Origin of the sequence: Anabaena sp. UHCC 0451, from assembly GCF_034931405.1 — a bacterium.
GTDB lineage: Bacteria > Cyanobacteriota > Cyanobacteriia > Cyanobacteriales > Nostocaceae > RDYJ01.
In genome coordinates this window covers 100,432-118,166 of record NZ_JAYGHA010000019.1, presented here as the reverse complement: position 1 = coordinate 118,166, position 17,735 = coordinate 100,432, and the positions used below count along the sequence as shown (strand labels likewise).

At 37.7% G+C, this 17,735-nt stretch carries 17 protein-coding genes; 11 read left to right on the top strand and 6 right to left on the bottom strand.

What is annotated here, in order from left to right:
• The 6 genes from VB694_RS15010 to VB694_RS14985 all read left to right on the top strand — a co-directional run.
• A partial coding sequence (locus VB694_RS15010) for a hypothetical protein (protein ID WP_323361121.1) occupies positions 1 to 527 on the top strand: 527 nt, incomplete at its 5' end.
• A gap of 676 nt (positions 528 to 1,203) precedes the next feature.
• On the top strand, positions 1,204 to 2,430 hold the full coding sequence (gene ispG / locus VB694_RS15005) for a (E)-4-hydroxy-3-methylbut-2-enyl-diphosphate synthase (protein WP_323361127.1): 1,227 nt from the start codon (positions 1,204 to 1,206) through the stop codon (positions 2,428 to 2,430).
• A 148-nt stretch (positions 2,431 to 2,578) separates the two neighbouring features.
• The gene (gene ctpC / locus VB694_RS15000; protein ID WP_323361120.1) at positions 2,579 to 3,862 is read left to right on the top strand and encodes a carboxyl-terminal processing protease CtpC; all 1,284 of its coding nucleotides are present in this window, start codon (positions 2,579 to 2,581) and stop codon (positions 3,860 to 3,862) included.
• A gap of 154 nt (positions 3,863 to 4,016) precedes the next feature.
• On the top strand, positions 4,017 to 4,211 hold the full coding sequence (locus tag VB694_RS14995) for a hypothetical protein (RefSeq protein ID WP_323361119.1): 195 nt from the start codon (positions 4,017 to 4,019) through the stop codon (positions 4,209 to 4,211).
• A 44-nt stretch (positions 4,212 to 4,255) separates the two neighbouring features.
• On the top strand, positions 4,256 to 5,749 hold the full coding sequence (locus VB694_RS14990; RefSeq protein WP_323361118.1) for a mannosyltransferase: 1,494 nt from the start codon (positions 4,256 to 4,258) through the stop codon (positions 5,747 to 5,749).
• 329 nt (positions 5,750 to 6,078) lie between these two features.
• A complete protein-coding gene (locus VB694_RS14985) occupies positions 6,079 to 7,275 on the top strand; it encodes a 1-deoxy-D-xylulose-5-phosphate reductoisomerase (protein ID WP_323361117.1) in 1,197 nt (398 codons plus the stop codon).
• A gap of 96 nt (positions 7,276 to 7,371) precedes the next feature.
• Here the strand turns inward: VB694_RS14985 and VB694_RS14980 are convergent, their stop codons facing one another.
• Positions 7,372 to 8,400, bottom strand: coding sequence for a serine/threonine-protein kinase (locus VB694_RS14980; RefSeq protein WP_323361116.1), 1,029 nt, complete (start codon positions 8,398 to 8,400; stop codon positions 7,372 to 7,374).
• A 256-nt stretch (positions 8,401 to 8,656) separates the two neighbouring features.
• Between VB694_RS14980 and VB694_RS14975 the strand changes: the two genes are divergently transcribed.
• The 3 genes from VB694_RS14975 to VB694_RS14965 all read left to right on the top strand — a co-directional run bounded on the left by VB694_RS14975 (position 8,657) and on the right by VB694_RS14965 (position 10,901).
• On the top strand, positions 8,657 to 9,868 hold the full coding sequence (locus VB694_RS14975; RefSeq protein WP_323361115.1) for a hypothetical protein: 1,212 nt from the start codon (positions 8,657 to 8,659) through the stop codon (positions 9,866 to 9,868).
• A 106-nt stretch (positions 9,869 to 9,974) separates the two neighbouring features.
• On the top strand, positions 9,975 to 10,610 hold the full coding sequence (locus VB694_RS14970) for a flagellar motor protein (RefSeq protein WP_323361114.1): 636 nt from the start codon (positions 9,975 to 9,977) through the stop codon (positions 10,608 to 10,610).
• A gap of 93 nt (positions 10,611 to 10,703) precedes the next feature.
• A complete protein-coding gene (locus VB694_RS14965) occupies positions 10,704 to 10,901 on the top strand; it encodes a hypothetical protein (protein ID WP_323361113.1) in 198 nt (65 codons plus the stop codon).
• 64 nt (positions 10,902 to 10,965) lie between these two features.
• Here the strand turns inward: VB694_RS14965 and VB694_RS14960 are convergent, their stop codons facing one another.
• From VB694_RS14960 to VB694_RS14945, 4 genes are all read right to left on the bottom strand, one after another.
• On the bottom strand, positions 10,966 to 11,463 hold the full coding sequence (locus tag VB694_RS14960) for a thioesterase family protein (RefSeq protein ID WP_323361112.1): 498 nt from the start codon (positions 11,461 to 11,463) through the stop codon (positions 10,966 to 10,968).
• Positions 11,464 to 11,736: 273 nt separating this feature from the next.
• Positions 11,737 to 12,078, bottom strand: coding sequence for a DUF1815 family protein (locus VB694_RS14955; protein ID WP_323361111.1), 342 nt, complete (start codon positions 12,076 to 12,078; stop codon positions 11,737 to 11,739).
• Positions 12,079 to 12,893: 815 nt separating this feature from the next.
• Complete coding sequence (locus tag VB694_RS14950) at positions 12,894 to 13,109, bottom strand: DUF2839 domain-containing protein (protein ID WP_323361110.1); 216 nt, start codon at positions 13,107 to 13,109, stop codon at positions 12,894 to 12,896.
• Positions 13,110 to 13,189: 80 nt separating this feature from the next.
• Positions 13,190 to 14,776 (bottom strand): ATP-dependent DNA helicase, encoded by a 1,587-nt coding sequence (locus VB694_RS14945; RefSeq protein ID WP_323361126.1) that lies wholly within the window; start codon positions 14,774 to 14,776, stop codon positions 13,190 to 13,192.
• 172 nt (positions 14,777 to 14,948) lie between these two features.
• Between VB694_RS14945 and VB694_RS14940 the strand changes: the two genes are divergently transcribed.
• Positions 14,949 to 15,911 (top strand): M48 family metallopeptidase, encoded by a 963-nt coding sequence (locus VB694_RS14940; RefSeq protein ID WP_323361109.1) that lies wholly within the window; start codon positions 14,949 to 14,951, stop codon positions 15,909 to 15,911.
• 103 nt (positions 15,912 to 16,014) lie between these two features.
• Here the strand turns inward: VB694_RS14940 and VB694_RS14935 are convergent, their stop codons facing one another.
• Positions 16,015 to 16,953: an AAA family ATPase gene (locus VB694_RS14935; protein ID WP_323361108.1), complete on the bottom strand. Its 939-nt coding sequence runs from the start codon at positions 16,951 to 16,953 to the stop codon at positions 16,015 to 16,017.
• 304 nt (positions 16,954 to 17,257) lie between these two features.
• Here VB694_RS14935 and VB694_RS14930 point away from each other — a divergent pair, with 304 nt between their 5' ends.
• The gene (locus VB694_RS14930; RefSeq protein WP_323361107.1) at positions 17,258 to 17,686 is read left to right on the top strand and encodes a hypothetical protein; all 429 of its coding nucleotides are present in this window, start codon (positions 17,258 to 17,260) and stop codon (positions 17,684 to 17,686) included.
• Positions 17,687 to 17,735 lie beyond the last annotated feature (49 nt).

Sequence of the window (17,735 nt, the reverse complement as noted above, 5' to 3'; positions counted from 1 at the left end):
CAGGTAATGTTTCAGGTAATGTAACGGGTACAATTCAGGGATTAGCAGACAATGCGACAAGCGCAGCTACCGACATTATCATCACATCTTACCCTGCTGGATTAAATGTCAACCCCGCCGCTCCCGCTCCCTTTTCTCTCTTCTCTTACCTAGCTGCTAGGGGAGGAACAGGTCCCGAAGAAAATAGTTTTACAGTTAATAATGGTGTCATTACAAATGACAGATTTTCTTATAGAATTGGAACGCCTACAAATGGAACGAGGTATCAGGTAATGTTAGGAGGTACCGGCAGTCGATTTAATTATATTAATTTGGACGGGTTAAATACTAGGCTAGTGTGGGGACCACAAGGAAACCTAGTAGTTTCGTATAGTAGTAATGCTGCCACTCCCGTACCCTTCGACATTCCCGGTGGTGCAACTATCCCCACAGTCGGTTCTCTATTTGCTCTAGGGTTGATGAGACAAGCTAAGAAGCGTTTAGCAGTAAAGAAGCTTGTTGTTAATCCTGTAGAAACTGCGGTTTGATATTTGTCTGATAGCGAAGCGTGGCGTAGCCATATCAGGATTTTCAGGATGGTTTATTAGAGTGCGTTGGATGTTTGAGGGTTTAACGCACTTTATTTTGTCTGAATCAGGATATCCAGGATTTGAGGATTTATGTAAGAATTTAGGTGAGGCGAGCAGATCCCCGACTTCTTTTGTTTATTGTGTCGATAAATGATACATTGATCTTAGAAGTCGGGGATCTGGGTATGAACGATTGCTATAGCTGAATATTTACGTATTTACAGTATAATTTATTAGGGTGCTTTAGATATTTAAAATTTGTTTATTTATAGTATTTAATATAATTAATTGTAAAAATAGGTTATTTCAGGCTTTTATCTATGATGATTTTGATTGTAAATAGACCAGTATTGTAGGTGTTTAGCAATGCTAAACCCCTACGAAAGATGCGGTTTGGCGGCAACACATATTTTACGTTTATTGTCAATGCGTAACTCCTAATCTTTAATTTTACCTACCTACCTACCTACTTAGTATAGATAAATTAAAATAGCGATCGCCACTTTCTTAAAAGGTACATATTTCCTTTTTTTAGCCACTCCATTACCCAAAATAGCCCCAACTATGGCAATCTGAGAAACAGAACACCTTGCAATCTGATATTTTAGCTACAGAAAATCTACCTGTTGAGGCTATGCAAACTCTACCGACTCTGGAAACTACCAACACAGCATCTAGTCAACCTGCATTTGATACAGCCATCAAACGCCGCAAAACCCGTCCTGTCAAGGTGGGAGATGTCACCATTGGGGGAGGCTACCCAGTGGTTGTACAGTCAATGATTAACGAAGATACCCTAGACATTGATGGTTCTGTAGCGGGTATTCGTCGTCTCCATGAAATCGGCTGCGAAATTGTCCGCGTTACAGTTCCCAGTCTAGGACACGCCAAAGCCTTGGCGGAAATTAAACAAAAATTAATTAAAACATACCGTGATGTTCCCATTGTTGCCGATGTCCATCACAACGGCATGAAAATTGCCCTGGAAGTTTCTAAACATATTGAAAAAGTGCGGATTAATCCAGGTTTGTATGTGTTTGAAAAACCAAACACCACCCGTACAGAATATACAAAAGCTGAATTTGATGAAATTGGCGAAAAAATCCGCGAAACCTTAGCACCATTGGTCATTTCCTTGCGTGACCAAGGTAAAGCCATGCGTATTGGCGTAAATCATGGGTCTTTAGCAGAAAGAATGCTATTTACCTACGGTGACACTCCAGAAGGGATGGTAGAATCTGCCTTAGAATTCATCCGCATTTGTGAATCTTTGGATTTTCGTAACATCGTCATTTCCATGAAAGCCTCACGAGTTCCCGTGATGGTAGCTGCATATCGGTTAATGGCCAAACGCATGGATGATTTCGGGATGGATTATCCTTTACATTTGGGTGTCACAGAAGCCGGCGATGGCGAATATGGCAGAATTAAATCTACAGCCGGAATTGCCACATTGTTAGCTGATGGCATTGGTGATACCATCCGCGTTTCCTTAACCGAAGCACCAGAAAAAGAAATTCCTGTTTGTTACAGCATTCTGCAAGCTTTAGGTTTGCGGAAAACAATGGTTGAGTATGTCGCTTGTCCTTCTTGCGGCAGAACTTTATTTAATCTAGAAGAAGTGCTACACACAGTCAGGGAAGCAACCAAACATTTAACAGGTTTAGATATTGCCGTTATGGGTTGTATTGTCAATGGACCTGGAGAAATGGCTGATGCTGACTATGGTTATGTTGGCAAAACTCCCGGTTATATTTCTTTATACCGTGGTCGGGATGAAATTAAAAAAGTCCCAGAAAATCAAGGTGTAGAAGAGTTAATTAATCTGATTAAAGCCGATGGACGTTGGGTAGAACCGTGAACCAGGTGACAGGTGACAGAAAAGAGAGCAGAGGAGAATAACTTTCTTTCTTCTATTCCCAATCCTCAATCCCCAATCCCCAATTCCCAATTCCTGTGTTAGATTGGGCATACTGACAATAAATTTTTCCTCTGGCACAGCTGTAATTATGGTGATTACAAAAAGTAGACTTGTTTTAGGTGCTACAGCAGTGACGCTTTCTACAATTGCGGTTACGAGTCTTGGCATTCACTCCCGTGGTCAGGCTTTATTTAAAGCAAGTCCCAAGGAATTGATAGACGAGGTTTGGCAAATTGTTTACCGTCAATATGTAGACGGGACTTTTAATCAGGTAGATTGGCAAGCTGTTCGTAAAGAATATTTAAGCAAGTCCTACAGTAATCAGCAGGAAGCTTATAAGTCCATTAGGGAAATGCTGAAAAGGCTTGAAGACCCTTACACCCGGTTTATGGACCCAGAGGAATTCAAGAGTATGCAGGTTGATACCTCTGGAGAACTCACAGGAATTGGTATCACTATCAGTCAGGATGAAAAAACTAAGCAATTGATTGTGATTTCCCCAATCGAAGATACACCTGCCTTTAAAATGGGAATTCTCGCTAAGGATGTCATCCTGGAAATTGATGGCAAAAGCACTCAAGGCATGGACACTAACCAAGCTGTTTCTTTAATTCGGGGTGAAGCAGGAACCAACGTAAAGCTGAAAATTTTGCGGGATGGTAAGCAAAAAATATTTGACATCACACGGGCGCGGATTGAAATTCATCCAGTTAAGTTTTCTGAAAAGCAAACTCCAGCAGGTAATGTTGGTTACATTCGCTTGAATCAGTTCAGTGCTAATGCCGGCAAAGAAATGAAAGAGGCGATTAATAAATTAGAGAATAAAAGAGTATCTGCTTACGTTTTAGATCTGCGCGGTAATCCTGGCGGGTTATTATTTTCTAGTATAGATATTGCCCGGATGTGGTTAGATAAAGGAACCATTGTTTCTACAATTAATCGTCAAGGTGAGCAGGAACGGGAAGTAGCCAGGGGTCGAGCTTTGACGACTAAACCTTTGGTAGTATTGGTTGATAAGGGTTCAGCTAGTGCTAGTGAAATTCTCTCCGGTGCGTTGCAGGACAATAAACGGGCGACAATAGTTGGTACACAAACTTTTGGTAAGGGTTTAGTACAGTCTGTGCGTCCTTTGGAAGATGGTTCAGGATTAGCAGTGACAATAGCTAAGTATCATACACCTAGTGGTAAAGATATTAACAAGCATGGTATTGATCCAGATGTAGTAGTGGATTTAACTGATGCTCAAAAACAAGATTTGTGGTTAAAGGAAAGAGATAAATTCGCTACTTTAGAAGATCCGCAATTTGCTAAAGCGGTAGAGGTGTTAAGTAAACAAGCTGCTAAAAATAGTACAACAACGAATAACTATTAAAATAAATGCAAGAAAACGATGCAGTTTTTACATGAAAAAATGAAATTAGTTACATAAATAACAGATGATTGGAATGACATTGTTTGTTACTGCTATTACCCACTATATTACACACAATGTAGTGGGTTTTATCTTTCTTTGAAGATTTTGAACTATGTCAGACTCTAGTAAATTGCAAGCAGTATCATGTCAGAGTATTTGTGAAGAATGTGCTTTTTATGTCAAATTAGAATGTACTCACCCTGATGAATTTGAGATTAATTGTGCTGTTGTCAATTTCTGCAATTCATTTACTCCAGCAGTAGAAGTTGATAGTTCATGTGTGTCTTTTGGAAATGATGATTTATAAATTTATTTCCAAGGGTATATAACTTCTTTTAGTTAAAACAACAGATGAATCGCAACTTTAAACTGGATCATTTACTACTGAGTATCTTGATTTTATCAGCATTAATCCTGCGCGTTGGTATATCCTTAAAATTTCCCAATATATTTTGGGCTGATGAGATTTTCCAAACTCAAGAACCTGCACACCGACTTGTTTTTGGTAATGGGATAGTGACTTGGGAATTTAGAGACGGGATTCGTTCTTGGGTATTACCAGGAATTCTCGCAGGTATCATGCGTCTCACGGCTTGGCTAGGAGAAGGTTCTTATGGATACTTACTAGGAATTAATATCTTTTTATCTCTACTTTCTCTAAGCAATATCTTAGTAGCTTATGTATGGGGAAAAAAGATAGGCGGAATAATTACAGCTTTTATTTGCGCGGGAATTTGTACTATTTGGTTTGAATTAGTTTATTTTAGTCCTAAAGCTTTTACCGAAGTTATAGCAACTCATTTCTTTTTACCTGGAGTCTATTTAGGAATATTCAGAAACCATTTTCAATTACGAAAGCGGTTATTTTTAGCAGGTTGCTTTTTAGGAATAGCATTAGCATTAAGAATACATTTTCTACCACTCATTGGCTTTGCAGTTATCTATATTTGTAGAACAAATTGGCGGCAAAAATGGTTGCCAATGATAGCAGGGATGATAGTCCCTATACTTATCTTTGGTACTGTTGATGCTTTTACTTGGTCTTATCCTTTTCAATCTTTTTGGTTAAACATTTGGGTGAATGTTGTAGAAGGTAAAAGTAAACTTTATGGAGTTTCTCCTTGGTATGAATATTTTATTTTCTTGCTAAAAAGTTGGTCTTGGTTCTCTATACCTATCTTGATTCTGGCTATTATAGGTGTACGTCGTAGCCCGATTTTAGGATGGTTGGTATTAGTGGTTATTTTGTCCCATAGTTTACTGGCTCATAAAGAATATCGCTTTATTTATCCAGCATTACCAATGCTGATGATATTAGCAGGGCTTGGTACTGGAGAATTAGTTTTAAGTTTATCTCGCCGATGGAATTCAATCCCCAAAATACTAATCGCCATATTACTTTGTCTTTTAGTTTGGACTTCTACTTCTGTGGCTTTATTGAGCCGCTTTAATATTTATAATTCATTGACTTTTTCTACTTTTGGTACTAATTTAGAATATACACATTTATATGGTGCAGCTAATAATTTACTAGCTTTACAAAGTTTAAGTAAAGAAAATAGTATTTGCGGACTTGGGCTTTGGGGTATTCATTGGGCTTTATCAGGAGGCTATACCTATTTACATCAAAATGTTCCTATATATCCAGTAGAGAAAGCAGCAGATTTTGCAGAGCTAAAAGCAGGTTTTAACTACATTATTGGTAATAGTTCTATACCATCTCAATATCAAAACTATACTTTGCAAAAATGTTGGCAAGGAACTTGTATTTATAAGCGTCCAGGTTCTTGTAGCCAAATTATAGAGCGTGATATTAATTCTGTTCTCAAAAAATCAGGAAATTAGTCTAATTTATTACTTGCCTTGGCGACTATAAGTCGCGGCTACACAGACAAAACCCATCTTCATGGGTTTCAAACTATTAATTTTTCGTTAGTCCACGGAGGTGGACTTAGTTTGTGTAGCGTATCGCTAAAGCCTTGGCGACTCTAAGTCGCGGCTACACAGACAAAACCCATCTTCATGGGTTTCAAACTCTCAATTTTTCGTTAGGACTTCGTTTGTATAGTAGCGTTCGCGGAGCGTTCCGGAGGCATCTTTACTAATCGCCATAAACTTTTAAAACATCCTCTCAGCAATTTATATTTAAAATTAGCGTTAATTATTAAAAAATTGTGAAAGCTATTACTCTCCTTGGTTCTACTGGCTCAATTGGTACTCAAACCTTAGATATTGTCTCTGAACACCCTGATAAGTTCCGAATTGTCGGATTAGCTGCGGGACGGAATGTGGAGTTATTCGCGGCGCAAATTCGCCAGTTTCGTCCCCAAATCGCGGCTATTTCTGCGGCTGAAAAGTTACCGGAATTGAAAGAAGCTATTAAAGACTTGAATCCTCAACCTATTTTACTCGCTGGGGAAGCAGGAGTGATCGAAGTTGCGCGTTATGGTGATGCTCAGTCCGTTGTAACTGGTATTGTCGGTTGTGCGGGTTTATTGCCAACTATTGCTGCCATTGAAGCTGGTAAAGATATTGCTTTAGCGAATAAGGAAACTATCATTGCGGGCGCTCCTGTGGTGTTACCTTTGGTGGAAAAACACGGTGTGAAACTATTACCAGCCGATTCAGAACATTCAGCGATTTTCCAATGTCTGCAAGGTGTTCCTAAAGATGGTTTAAGAAAGATATTGCTGACTGCTTCTGGTGGTGCTTTCCGAGATTGGCCTGTGGAAAAATTACCAGAAGTGAAAGTTGCTGATGCTATTAAACATCCTAACTGGTCAATGGGGCGAAAAATCACTGTAGATTCGGCAACTTTGATGAATAAAGGTTTGGAAGTAATTGAGGCTCATTATTTATTTGGAGTAGATTATGACAACATCGAAATTGTCATTCATCCTCAAAGTATTATTCACTCGTTAATTGAGTTACAAGATACTTCAGTTTTAGCTCAACTGGGTTGGCCAGATATGCGTTTACCTTTGCTTTATGCTTTATCTTGGCCGGAGCGAGTTTACACTAATTGGGAAAGATTGAATTTAGTAAAATCTGGTGATTTAACTTTCCGTGAACCAGATCATAAAAAGTATCCTTGTATGGGTTTAGCCTATGCTGCGGGAAGGGCTGGTGGTTCTATGCCGGCTGTGTTAAATGCGGCAAATGAGCAAGCTGTGGCGCTATTTTTAGAAGAGAAGATTCACTATTTGGATATTGCGAAGTGTATTGAATTTGTGTGCGATCGCCATCAAAATGATAACAAACAAAATCTCTCTTTAGATGACATTTTGGCAGCAGATAAATGGGCTAGACAAGAAGTTTTCACAGCTATGGAAAAGTTAGTAACTCAACCGCAAGTTATTTCTGTGGGTTAAGACTAGATCCCCAACTTCTTCAAGAAGTCGGGGATCTTAATTTATTTTATTTACCCATCATTTTACTGTTTTTTAGGTAGTCTTGGGTTGTTATTTTTATTTTGATATTTTTCTGTTTACTGTAGGTACAGGAGTTTGATGTTGTTTTTTTTGAAGATTAGCTAACATAGCTGCATTGAATATAACGATGAATATACCAGTGAAAATAACACCAAAAAAAATCATATCCGTTACTGATTGTTTATTTAAACTGTGAGATTTATTACTTGGGATAATTTGTGTGTTCTGTAAAACAGTTGCAGTTCCAGATGAAACCTTGTTTAAGGCATTAATTACATCTTGCGCTGATTGATATCTAAGTTTATAGTCATCATCAATCATCTCGCATAAAATATCTTTTAAATCATTACTAATATTAATGCCTTTATGCCAATCATCATTAATATTTTCCTGCTCAGGATTTATTCTTGTAATTAATTCAATGATTGTTATTCCTACTGCGTAAATATCACTATTGTTTTTGGGATTACCAATCTTTTGTTCAGGAGGTGCATATCCTTCTGTATATATCCGAGTTGCAGATTTTAATTGTGTCTTATTAGTAATATGTTGTTTCCCAGCACCAAAATCTATTAAAAATAAATTTTCGATATTATCTATATCTATCATAATATTATCTGGTTTAATATCTCGATGGATAATATCTTTTGCATGAATATAAACGAGGATATTTAATAAAATTTTCAATATCTCAATTGCTTTATCAATACTAAAAGGTATGGAATTATTACAATTATTAATTTCTTCTCTTAATGTTTTACCAGGAATATATTGTTGAACAAAGTAAAATTCATTATTTTTTTCTATATATTCCTCAAATCTCGGAATATTGGGATGACCATTTAACTTTTCTAAAGTTTCTACTTCCCTTTTAAACAAACCTAATGCTAAGTCAAGCTGACTTTGTTCGCTACTATTAAAAGTAAACTTTTTAACTGCGTATTCTTGGCCATCATCATCCTGCGCTAGATAAATTGTACCAAAAGCACCTTCTCCCAGTTCCTTGGTTAGTTGGTAATTCTTGTTCTTCTTTCCAGTAATTACTTCTAAGCTTCCTGTATTCATAAAGCACCACCAGCACAGAGATTATCCCTACCCTCATCTCAGCACGAACCAGAGATTGAGAAATATTACATATTCTATATTATACTATACGGAGTATGTTATAGTCAGCAACACTTAGCTTTAATATTAAGCAATTCATTTGGTGGTCAATCACAGGGTAACTTTGTAAAGACTTGTTGTGTTTAGTCTATATAAGGGTTGCAAGTTGCTTACATTTATTTTTGGCTATACCTGTAATTAGTTAAACGACAAGTTTATGAACACACCAACTAAAATCACCATACTATCTATTAGTATAATATTAATTATTGTTTCAGCAAAGATACCATCAATCCAGCCATTTTTGTCATATTTATTAGTGATTGTATTTGCCCTTGGTACGATTATATTGACATGGAAGGGTAAACAAACAAAGGAAAAATTAGAAAAGGAACTTAAATCAAGAGAGGATGAAATTAGGGTACAAATTGATAAATTTTATCAACAAAACAGGCCAAATCAAGAAACGATTAATAGATTAGCTTTAATTGATAATAAATGTGCGGAAAACAATAGTTTTAAACAATGGGAAAAAAACAAACGTGATTATCAATCTTTACCTAACTTCCTCCTGTCAATAGGACTACTGGGGACATTTACTGGTATTTCTCTGAATCTATTTTTTATTAGTTCTAATACAGCAGGAAAACTAAACATACAAGAAATATTGCCAAATATTATTAGTTCAATGGCAATAGCTTTCATAAGTAGCTTAGTAGCATTAGGTTGTAGTATGTTTTTGGTCAAATCTTATCCTGCGTCTGATTTGGATATAGAAAAGGATAATTTTCTCATTTCATTAGAACATTATATAGATACTGAGCATTTACTACGAACAAAAGGCAAAATTGATGAATTAAAGGAGAGTATTGATAATTACAATAACACATTGAAAACCTTTTTATCTAGTTTAGATCAAAATACTCAAAAATTTGAAGCTGCTGTAACTAAAGCTGCCAATACAGTCAATACATCAACCACTAATTTTCAAACTATTATTAATCAATCTTCTCAAACAATGCAAACAGGATCTACGACTTTAAACCAAGCTACTAAAGAAATAGAATCATTAACTCAGAAGTTTAATAATATGACATCATCTTTAGTTGCATCAGCCGCATCTTTTAATAATTTAACAACCTTGAGTGATACTTTAGTGAGCAACTCTACACAATTGTCTACACAAGTACAAACTCTCATTGTAAATAATCAACAAAATCTCACGACTGTTGCTAATACACTTTCAACATCTACAACGTCATTTAAAACTAATGTAGATCAAGTTACAACTTCTTTAAATAATCAAGTTAATCAATTACAGACTATCGCTAATCAACTTAATTATAACACTCAATTAATGCAACAGATTAATAATAATTTATCTATATTATTAAATTCTTCTCCAAAAAATCAACAATCACACAACTAATTCAATTTGAATATTGAATATGTCAAGAAGAAATAGAAATACTTCCACGCCCCCTGAAACATTCACTATTTGGACTTCTTTTACAGATTTGATGTCCAACGCGTTTATGATTATCACATTACTGCTTTTGTTTTTTGTAGCTAAAGCATCAACAGACACCTCTAATGATCCCATATCTAAAAATAATAAACCCCTAATTATTTCTCTTCCAGCAAATAAATATAGTTTTTTATCAGGTAGTGCAGTTTTGCCCCAAAATTTGAAATATGATATTATTCGCAATGGCAAAGATGGAGTTATTTTAAAATTGATTGAGGAGAATATTGCTAACTTAGCAAAAAGTGATAAACAAGTTGACGTAATTGAAGTAATTGGCCATACTGATGGACAGGCGCTTGGTTTACTCAAATGTGATAATGAAAGAGGTGGCAATTTAGATAAAAATTTAGAATATGTAGCACAAGGAACTAAAAATGTTGCTATTTTATGTCCTGGTTCTAATGCTGATTTGGGTTTAATGCGTGCATTAGCAGTAGTCAAGGAACTACAAAAAGCACAAAAACAAAAAAAATCAGGTCGGTTTAAAGAAATGCAATTTCGAGCATATTCAGCAGCACAACTGTTACTACCTGATGATGAAAAATTTGCTCCAATAAATAGATATCCCAACCAAAAACGCAGAAGGATAGAAATACGTTTTGCACAGCTTGGGGAGTACATTACACCTGACAATAATCCTTAACTGAAATTAATTTTTTATAAACTTTTTATCTTGCCATTTTCGTTTATAATAGATAGCTTATTTAACAATAATGATTTTTAAGACTCTGATATTATGATCATTACCTTAATAGTCGCTTGGATAATATTTGTCATCCTGTGGAAATTAGTAAAAACTACCATTAAAACTGCCATTACTTTTGCAGCTATCGTAATTTTATTATACTTCGGTTTTGGGATTACACCCCAAGATGTTTTGCATCAAATTACACAGTTTACCCAAAGCTTCTCACAAACACCAGCTAGTAAGTAATTCATAATTGGTAATTAGTAATAATTGATTTTCTCTCCTGCTCCCCTGCTCCTCTGCTCTCATCTTACTTGTTTGATGCCGAAATTTTAGCTAGTGCATCTTTAACCGCTGGAGGTAGTTGACGCATAATTTTACCTCTTTCTCTGTCTAATGCCACTAGCGTTACCTGAGCAGTAACATATAATTCTTGATCATCAGGGGAAACAATTTTATAATCCCAGTTCATCCGCACACCAGTTACTTCCAGCATCCGAGTTTTTACCAGCGCCATCATTCCTAATTGCAGTGAACGATGATAGCGTACTGACAATTCTACAACTGGTAAGTCACAACCTAACGCCACTAAATCAGCAAAATCAATACCTATAGAGCGCAAACATTCTACCCGCGCTTCTTCCATCCAAGTTAAATAAGTACCGTGCCAAGCAATTCCTGCATAATCTGTATGATGAGGTTGTACTCTCACAGGATACTCAAACCAATTATTTAGTTCAGTTTTTGTCACCCTGTCAATGGCGCTACTGGGTGGTAATTTTGGTTGGCTTGGTGTTTCTTGATTCATCTTTAATCTTCCGAGTAATTGGTTTAATTCTTACCCATCAGATTTTAACAGATGCCTTACGGTAATGGTGAATGGGTGGTAGACGTTCAACAAACAAAACCGCTATCACCAATTGCCAATTACCAAAAAACTAGAACATATTTACTACAGTGTATTGCAGATAAATATAGACAGAAGCATGAAAAACTCATGCGCCAAGAGAGTTTTACTGCTGTACAGACGTTCCGGCAGAATATCTCTACGGACCAATACTGGATTCTCTTGGGCAAGTTATCACTTCTTAACAAGGGTTTTATGACCTGTAGAAGTTTGTATAGATTGCTTGACAAGATTAGCTAGTTCCTGCAATTGGTTAATTGCTTCTGCACCTTCTAATTTCATCAATTCGCGGTCATCTCGCATTTCAGTCCAAGTAATTCCGTAATCTGATACCAAAAAGCGAATCAGGTGATTGTCACCTAAGCTGACCATAAATGAAGCACTGTTCATTTGGTCGCCACAGGTATAGCAAGAGGCTGGGTAGCCGCTGCGCTCTAATACAATTGCTAAGGCTTGTAAATTCATTACCAAGTCTTGGACAAATTGTCTATGTTCATGTGCCAGTCTCAGAAACACTTTTTTCCTCCAGACACCACAGTCATTTGAGTATCCTTTATATTTTCTTTAGATTTTCCTATCCTTTGGTATTGTAAGCTATTCATTACAATTCCTAAAAGATAGTTAAGTCTGTGGTTTAGTTACCCTGCTTAGGGTAATGGATAATTATCCTATATGTCGTATCAAACTATTCAGTTTACAAGATATAAATCTCAGATAAAACTAGTACAGTTAACATTGTTTTGATATGTTTGGTTTTAGTCTCCTGAGTATTTTAAACAATCAGCTTTCAGCCTAACTCAAATCTCCTGCTAGTCAACCTCGAAACAGTTGGATATTAAACCTCTATAGGTAATCTTGAACTGAATTAGCAGTATTTCTTTACTCTAACGTAACTTTCCGCCTTTTTATTGCTATTTTCGTTTTGGTGAATTTAGTTGTGATTCGTACCTGATAAATAAACCAGTTAGGGATTTGATCTGAGGATTGATAGCAATTGCCCAGCCAGTCAGGCTTTAGCAATGCTACACCCTCACAGCAGTCAGCTGTTTACAAAACTTGTTTGAGCAAGATTCCAGAATTTAAGATTGTCCTCATTACCTTGGCAACTGCCATAACTGGAGATTGTGACATTCTCTACTGAATATTTAAACCCAGAAAAACCCAAATCTATAAACATCCTCTCAAGATAGCTGAATTAAGGATGAGGTTATAGCCATTTAGGCAGTAGTTTTCGAGATATTCAATAGCTAAAACAGGGGAAGAGAAGGGTGAGGAGCGTGAAGTTGAGTTCAAGATCATTTTTTCCTACACCCCATAACCCAGATTATGGGTCAAAAAACTACTTCCCACCAACCAAAGGCTGGTCCGATAAAACGGATTGTCACCCATACTACAACCATCAGGCCAATGCCAATCCAGGCTCCACGAGTTGTCAAACTCACAAATAGTTCAGCTTGAGACTTGGTGATGGGAACCCAAGGTAAAATGCGATTGTCTTGACCGTATTGTTCTCCTAGTGTGGTTTTACGACGTTTGGCTTCACCCATAATTAGTAATGTAAATTGCGGATAAATTGATAATATAGCAATCCTAGTAAATCTTATGTGAGCTTGTTCCTCCTTTATGACTAGACCGAATTTTCCTCATTAGGTTGAGAAAACAGACTGGGATCAAGATAGTTCAACCGTGCTAAAGGACTAAGAGCAGAGAGAATTTGTGCGCCGTAGCTGCGATTAACGACACGACTATCAAGTAAAGCCACGATACCTTGATTTTCCCTGACTGGTGCGATCGCTCGTTGTAATTCATTCAAAGCTGTGGGTAATAAATACAACCGAAACCAATCCTGGTGCGATCGCTTGTAATGAGCTACCCTCCCAGCCACCAAAGGATTTTCTAAAGATGGTAAAGGTAAAGTGGCAATAATTAATAACCGGGGTGCGGGTAAAACAGTTTGATGCGATCGCCAATATTCCCAACCTGTCACCAAAATCCCATTTTCATCCAAACAAGTTTTTTCCACCTGCACCCGCGAACCAAACTCCGAAGCCAAAATTGCCCCTACTTTTGATTTAAGTGGTACATCCCCTATCAATACCACAGTCATTCCCGGTGCTGTAGCACTTAAACAAACTAGCGTGCGGACTTGGTGAATAAACGCCCCTTGGAATTCCGGTGTATTTGGTAGAGGCAACTTATAAGGTGCATAAAGTTGAATCGCTTCCCCTTGACTATCAGTAGAAAACTTCAAACAAGTAACATCTTCTAAACCGAAACGTTGACGGAATAGGGGAGCCTCAGTTTCTGGTTCTAAAGCACTACCGATTAATACTACAGGTTGACGCTGCCAAATTGGTGCGAGTATTTTAGCCAACTCAATCGGGGCATAATGTAAAGAAAATAACCCTTGACGACGAGCAATAGTAGCCCAGAAAAGAGCAGGAGATCGAGAGATAGGGAGATGGGGAGATGGAGAGATGGGGAGAAAATCAGCTGCCAAGTTGGGGAAAATCTGCCAAAATACCTGCCAGTTTTTCGGTAAATCTCTTATAGACTCTAAACTAGAATACAGACCTTGTAAAATCTCGATTTCCGTTTGAGAAATCAGATAACAGAGGTATGGATTTTCTGGATGTTGGAATAATTCATGTGTCAACTGTACTCTAGCTTCACGAATCACCTCAGCCTCCTGGGGACAAGCAAGCATGAGTTGATCCCAATCATGAGGTTGAATATTTTGGGTGAGTTGATCCCGAACCCAATCTTCTAAATCATCAACTTCATCAATAATTGTCGGAATATTTGGGGGAAAACTATCATTATTAGCCAACTGCCCTTTTAACCAAGCTTCTGGTGATGTTAACAGCAAACCTTGGAAATCAGCACCAGGCCAAACTTCACCAGTTCTGATCGGTTTATTCGCTGATAACCAGTGCTGTAACCGGGGAATTTCTATTTTTAGTAAACGTTGCTGGACATCTGCCGATGTCACAATAATTACAGGACCATGCCACATTAAGGCAGACGCAATAAAACTGGTACGGTATCGCCCTTGATAGCCGCAAACTGCCCCAACTTGAATTAAAGCACTACGTCCCAAGCGCAAAGCCCGTGCTACCAATCGTGCCATCGTTAAGTGATGGTTCCAGGAAGGAACCCCCGTCTGCGATCGCAGAAAGTTATGTAGTGATAAATGAACTTCTGCCTCAATCACACGCTTTTCATCCCATAACAAGTGACTTTTTCCGAACTGCCCATTTTTATTATGTTGTCAGGGAACAGGGAACAGGGGAGCAGGGGAGCAGAGGAGAAAATTCTTGCCCAATCCCCAATCCCCAATCCCCAATCCCCAATCCCCAATCCCCAATCACCCACTTCTCTAAATTATGCCAACTTACAAAGGAATTTCCAGCGAAGCCTTTAGACATCCACTAGATCGCCAAGCCGAGCAAGCTTTGCGGAGTTTACCGGGATTTGATTTAATCGCTCGTAAATTTGTGGAATTTATTTATGAACGCCCTCAATTAATTTACCTAATGGGCAACAATATCCAAGTCGGACCGCGCCAATATTCCAGCATTTACCAGATATTTCGGGAATGTGTGCGAGATTTGGATATTTACCCCGAACCTGCACTATTTATTTCACACAACCCCCAAGCCAACAGTTATGCTTTAGGGCAGGAAAATCCTTACATAGTAGTCAATACAGGGATACTAGACTTACTCGATGAAGCCGAGATTAGGACAGTATTAGCCCATGAACTGGGGCATATTAAATGTGGTCATACTATTTTAATTCAAATGGCGATGTGGGCAATGAGCGCCGCTTCCGCCATTGGTGAATTAACCTTCGGTTTAGGTAATTTCGTCAGTCAGGCTTTAATTTATGCCTTTTTTGAATGGCGGCGCAAAGCTGAATTAACCGCAGACCGCGCCGCATTATTAGTTATGGATGACTTAAACCCAGTCATGTCATCAATGATGAAAATCTCTGGCGGTAGTAACAAATATGCCCATGAATGCAGTTTACAAGAATTTATCCAGCAGTCAGAAAAGTATCAAGCACTGGATGACGATGGACTCAATCAAGTATATAAATTTTTGATGTATAACGGCGCTCAGGGAATGATGCTTAGTCATCCATTCCCAGTGGAACGCGTACATTATTTACGGAGTTGGGCAGTATCAGAAGAATATCAGCAAATTCGCCAAGGTAACTATCAACAAACACCCGAACATGGTGCAGTCAATGTTAAACCAGAAACATCACAAAATGAAGCGGAAAAACTGCGACAACAAATTGAAGAACTGCAACAAGAAATTGACAGACTGAAAAAGTCAGATTAGGTGACAGGGGACAGGGGACAGTGAAGAGAGCAGAGGAGCAGAGGAGAATAAGTTTTTTCTATTCCCAATCCCCAATCCCCAATCCCCAATCCCCAATCCCCAATTAACTTTCCGTTTCACAATCAGGAACACCTTCTCTAAATACTCGACTAGCAAGAATATCTACTGATTCGATGGTAATTAAATCTTGCTTATTTAACTTTTTACCACTATTCAATAAACGATTAGCTTGACGTAAACGCGCTCTATCTATAGCATTACGAACACTGCGAGCATTGGCAAAATGGGGCATAGTCTTGCGTCTGATTAAATATTCACGGAAAGCTATTTCTGCATCTGGGCTAAAACAATAGTTTTGATTTTTGACGATAGATTGGGCGATAATCATCAAATTATCAACGCTATAATCATTGAATTCAATATGAATGCCAATGCGCGAATTCATCCCCGGATTACTGTGGAAAAATCGCTCCATTTGGTCTTTATAACCAGCAAGAATCACAACTAAATCATCACGCTGGTTTTCCATCACCTGCATGAGAATTTCAATGGCTTCTAAACCAAAATCTCCAGGATAGTCGGGACGGTACAAAGTATAAGCTTCATCAACTAATAAAACACCACCCATGGCATTATTTAAAACTTCTCTAGTTTTCGGTGCTGTTTGTCCCATACCTTGCCCAACTAAATCATCTCGCGTTACTAACATTACATTCTCTTTACGGATATATTCCAGACGATAGAGAATTTCCGCCATTCGCATTGCTACAGTAGTTTTACCCATACCTGGATTGCCTAAAAAAGTCATGTGTAAACTAGGCGCACCAGCATTTAAACCTAGACCTTTACGAATGCGGTCAACCAACAACAAAGCGGCCATTTCCTTAATTTTGTTCTTGACCGACTTTAACCCGACTAACTCCTGGTCTAACTTATCCAGAATGTCTTGGATGTGAGATTCCCGGAAAGCGGCCTCTAAATCAATTTCGCTATCTTGGGTAACGGTAGTAACTGCTGCTGTTTCCAAAATCTGTTCACTCATGACATATCACCTCTCGCAATGATTTTGATGATAGCCTTGAGTTGGGAAATATAAAAGAATGTAATTCTAATATGACTGATATATATTTCTTTATTATCAATTCCTGAGTTTAGTCATAGAGAAAACATAATACCCTTGACTACACCCCCAAGATAGAGACAGTCTGAGGGCTGGTTGTTGGTCATTGGTAATCAGTTAATTGGTAAAATTTTACCCAGTCTCCAATCCCCGTCCCTATAAGTAGGAAAATTATCAGGGTTTGACTCATACCTCAGCTTGACATCTAATTTAGGTTTTTTTCAAAATGATGATTAAATTGACACAACGGTTATTTGCGTTGATGCTTATTGTTGCCTGTACTTTCTTGTTTCCAGGAATTACGTTAGCTTCCGCCAATAATTTTTTTAGTTCTCCTCAAGTAATTTCCATTGCATCAACTGAAGATACACAGGATACAATTACTTTTTCTGAGGATGATTTGACTCCCCAGGAACGCCAACAACTTCAAGCAGTCCGTCAACGCCGAAATAAAGAAATTGTCGCTGCTTTAGATTCTGAACAGCGGAGACAACTTACTCATAATTTGCATACAGGTATTGACCTTAATCAAGCTTTAGAAGCATTAGATTTAAGTTTGGAACAACAGAATTTAATTAATGCTCTTATTGATTTTACTAATTTGAAATTGAAGGGAATTTTTGCTCATCATGCGTTACTTGATAGTCATAGATAAAGCCGAAGAATTGACGTAAGTATTGAGCTATAGCAATCTTTCATATCCG

What these genes read in the sequence shown, in the direction of transcription:
- ispG (WP_323361127.1), top strand. Translation starts at nt 1,204, where the DNA reads ATGCAAACTCTACCGACTCTGGAAACTACCAACACAGCATCTAGTCAA.
- ctpC (WP_323361120.1), top strand. Translation starts at nt 2,579, where the DNA reads ATGGTGATTACAAAAAGTAGACTTGTTTTAGGTGCTACAGCAGTGACG.
- VB694_RS14995 (WP_323361119.1), top strand. Translation starts at nt 4,017, where the DNA reads ATGTCAGACTCTAGTAAATTGCAAGCAGTATCATGTCAGAGTATTTGT.
- VB694_RS14990 (WP_323361118.1), top strand. Translation starts at nt 4,256, where the DNA reads ATGAATCGCAACTTTAAACTGGATCATTTACTACTGAGTATCTTGATT.
- VB694_RS14980 (WP_323361116.1), bottom strand. Translation starts at nt 8,400, where the DNA reads ATGAATACAGGAAGCTTAGAAGTAATTACTGGAAAGAAGAACAAGAAT.
- VB694_RS14975 (WP_323361115.1), top strand. Translation starts at nt 8,657, where the DNA reads ATGAACACACCAACTAAAATCACCATACTATCTATTAGTATAATATTA.
- VB694_RS14970 (WP_323361114.1), top strand. Translation starts at nt 9,975, where the DNA reads ATGATTATCACATTACTGCTTTTGTTTTTTGTAGCTAAAGCATCAACA.
- VB694_RS14965 (WP_323361113.1), top strand. Translation starts at nt 10,704, where the DNA reads ATGATCATTACCTTAATAGTCGCTTGGATAATATTTGTCATCCTGTGG.
- VB694_RS14960 (WP_323361112.1), bottom strand. Translation starts at nt 11,463, where the DNA reads ATGAATCAAGAAACACCAAGCCAACCAAAATTACCACCCAGTAGCGCC.
- VB694_RS14950 (WP_323361110.1), bottom strand. Translation starts at nt 13,109, where the DNA reads ATGGGTGAAGCCAAACGTCGTAAAACCACACTAGGAGAACAATACGGT.
- VB694_RS14940 (WP_323361109.1), top strand. Translation starts at nt 14,949, where the DNA reads ATGCCAACTTACAAAGGAATTTCCAGCGAAGCCTTTAGACATCCACTA.
- VB694_RS14935 (WP_323361108.1), bottom strand. Translation starts at nt 16,953, where the DNA reads ATGAGTGAACAGATTTTGGAAACAGCAGCAGTTACTACCGTTACCCAA.
- VB694_RS14930 (WP_323361107.1), top strand. Translation starts at nt 17,258, where the DNA reads ATGATGATTAAATTGACACAACGGTTATTTGCGTTGATGCTTATTGTT.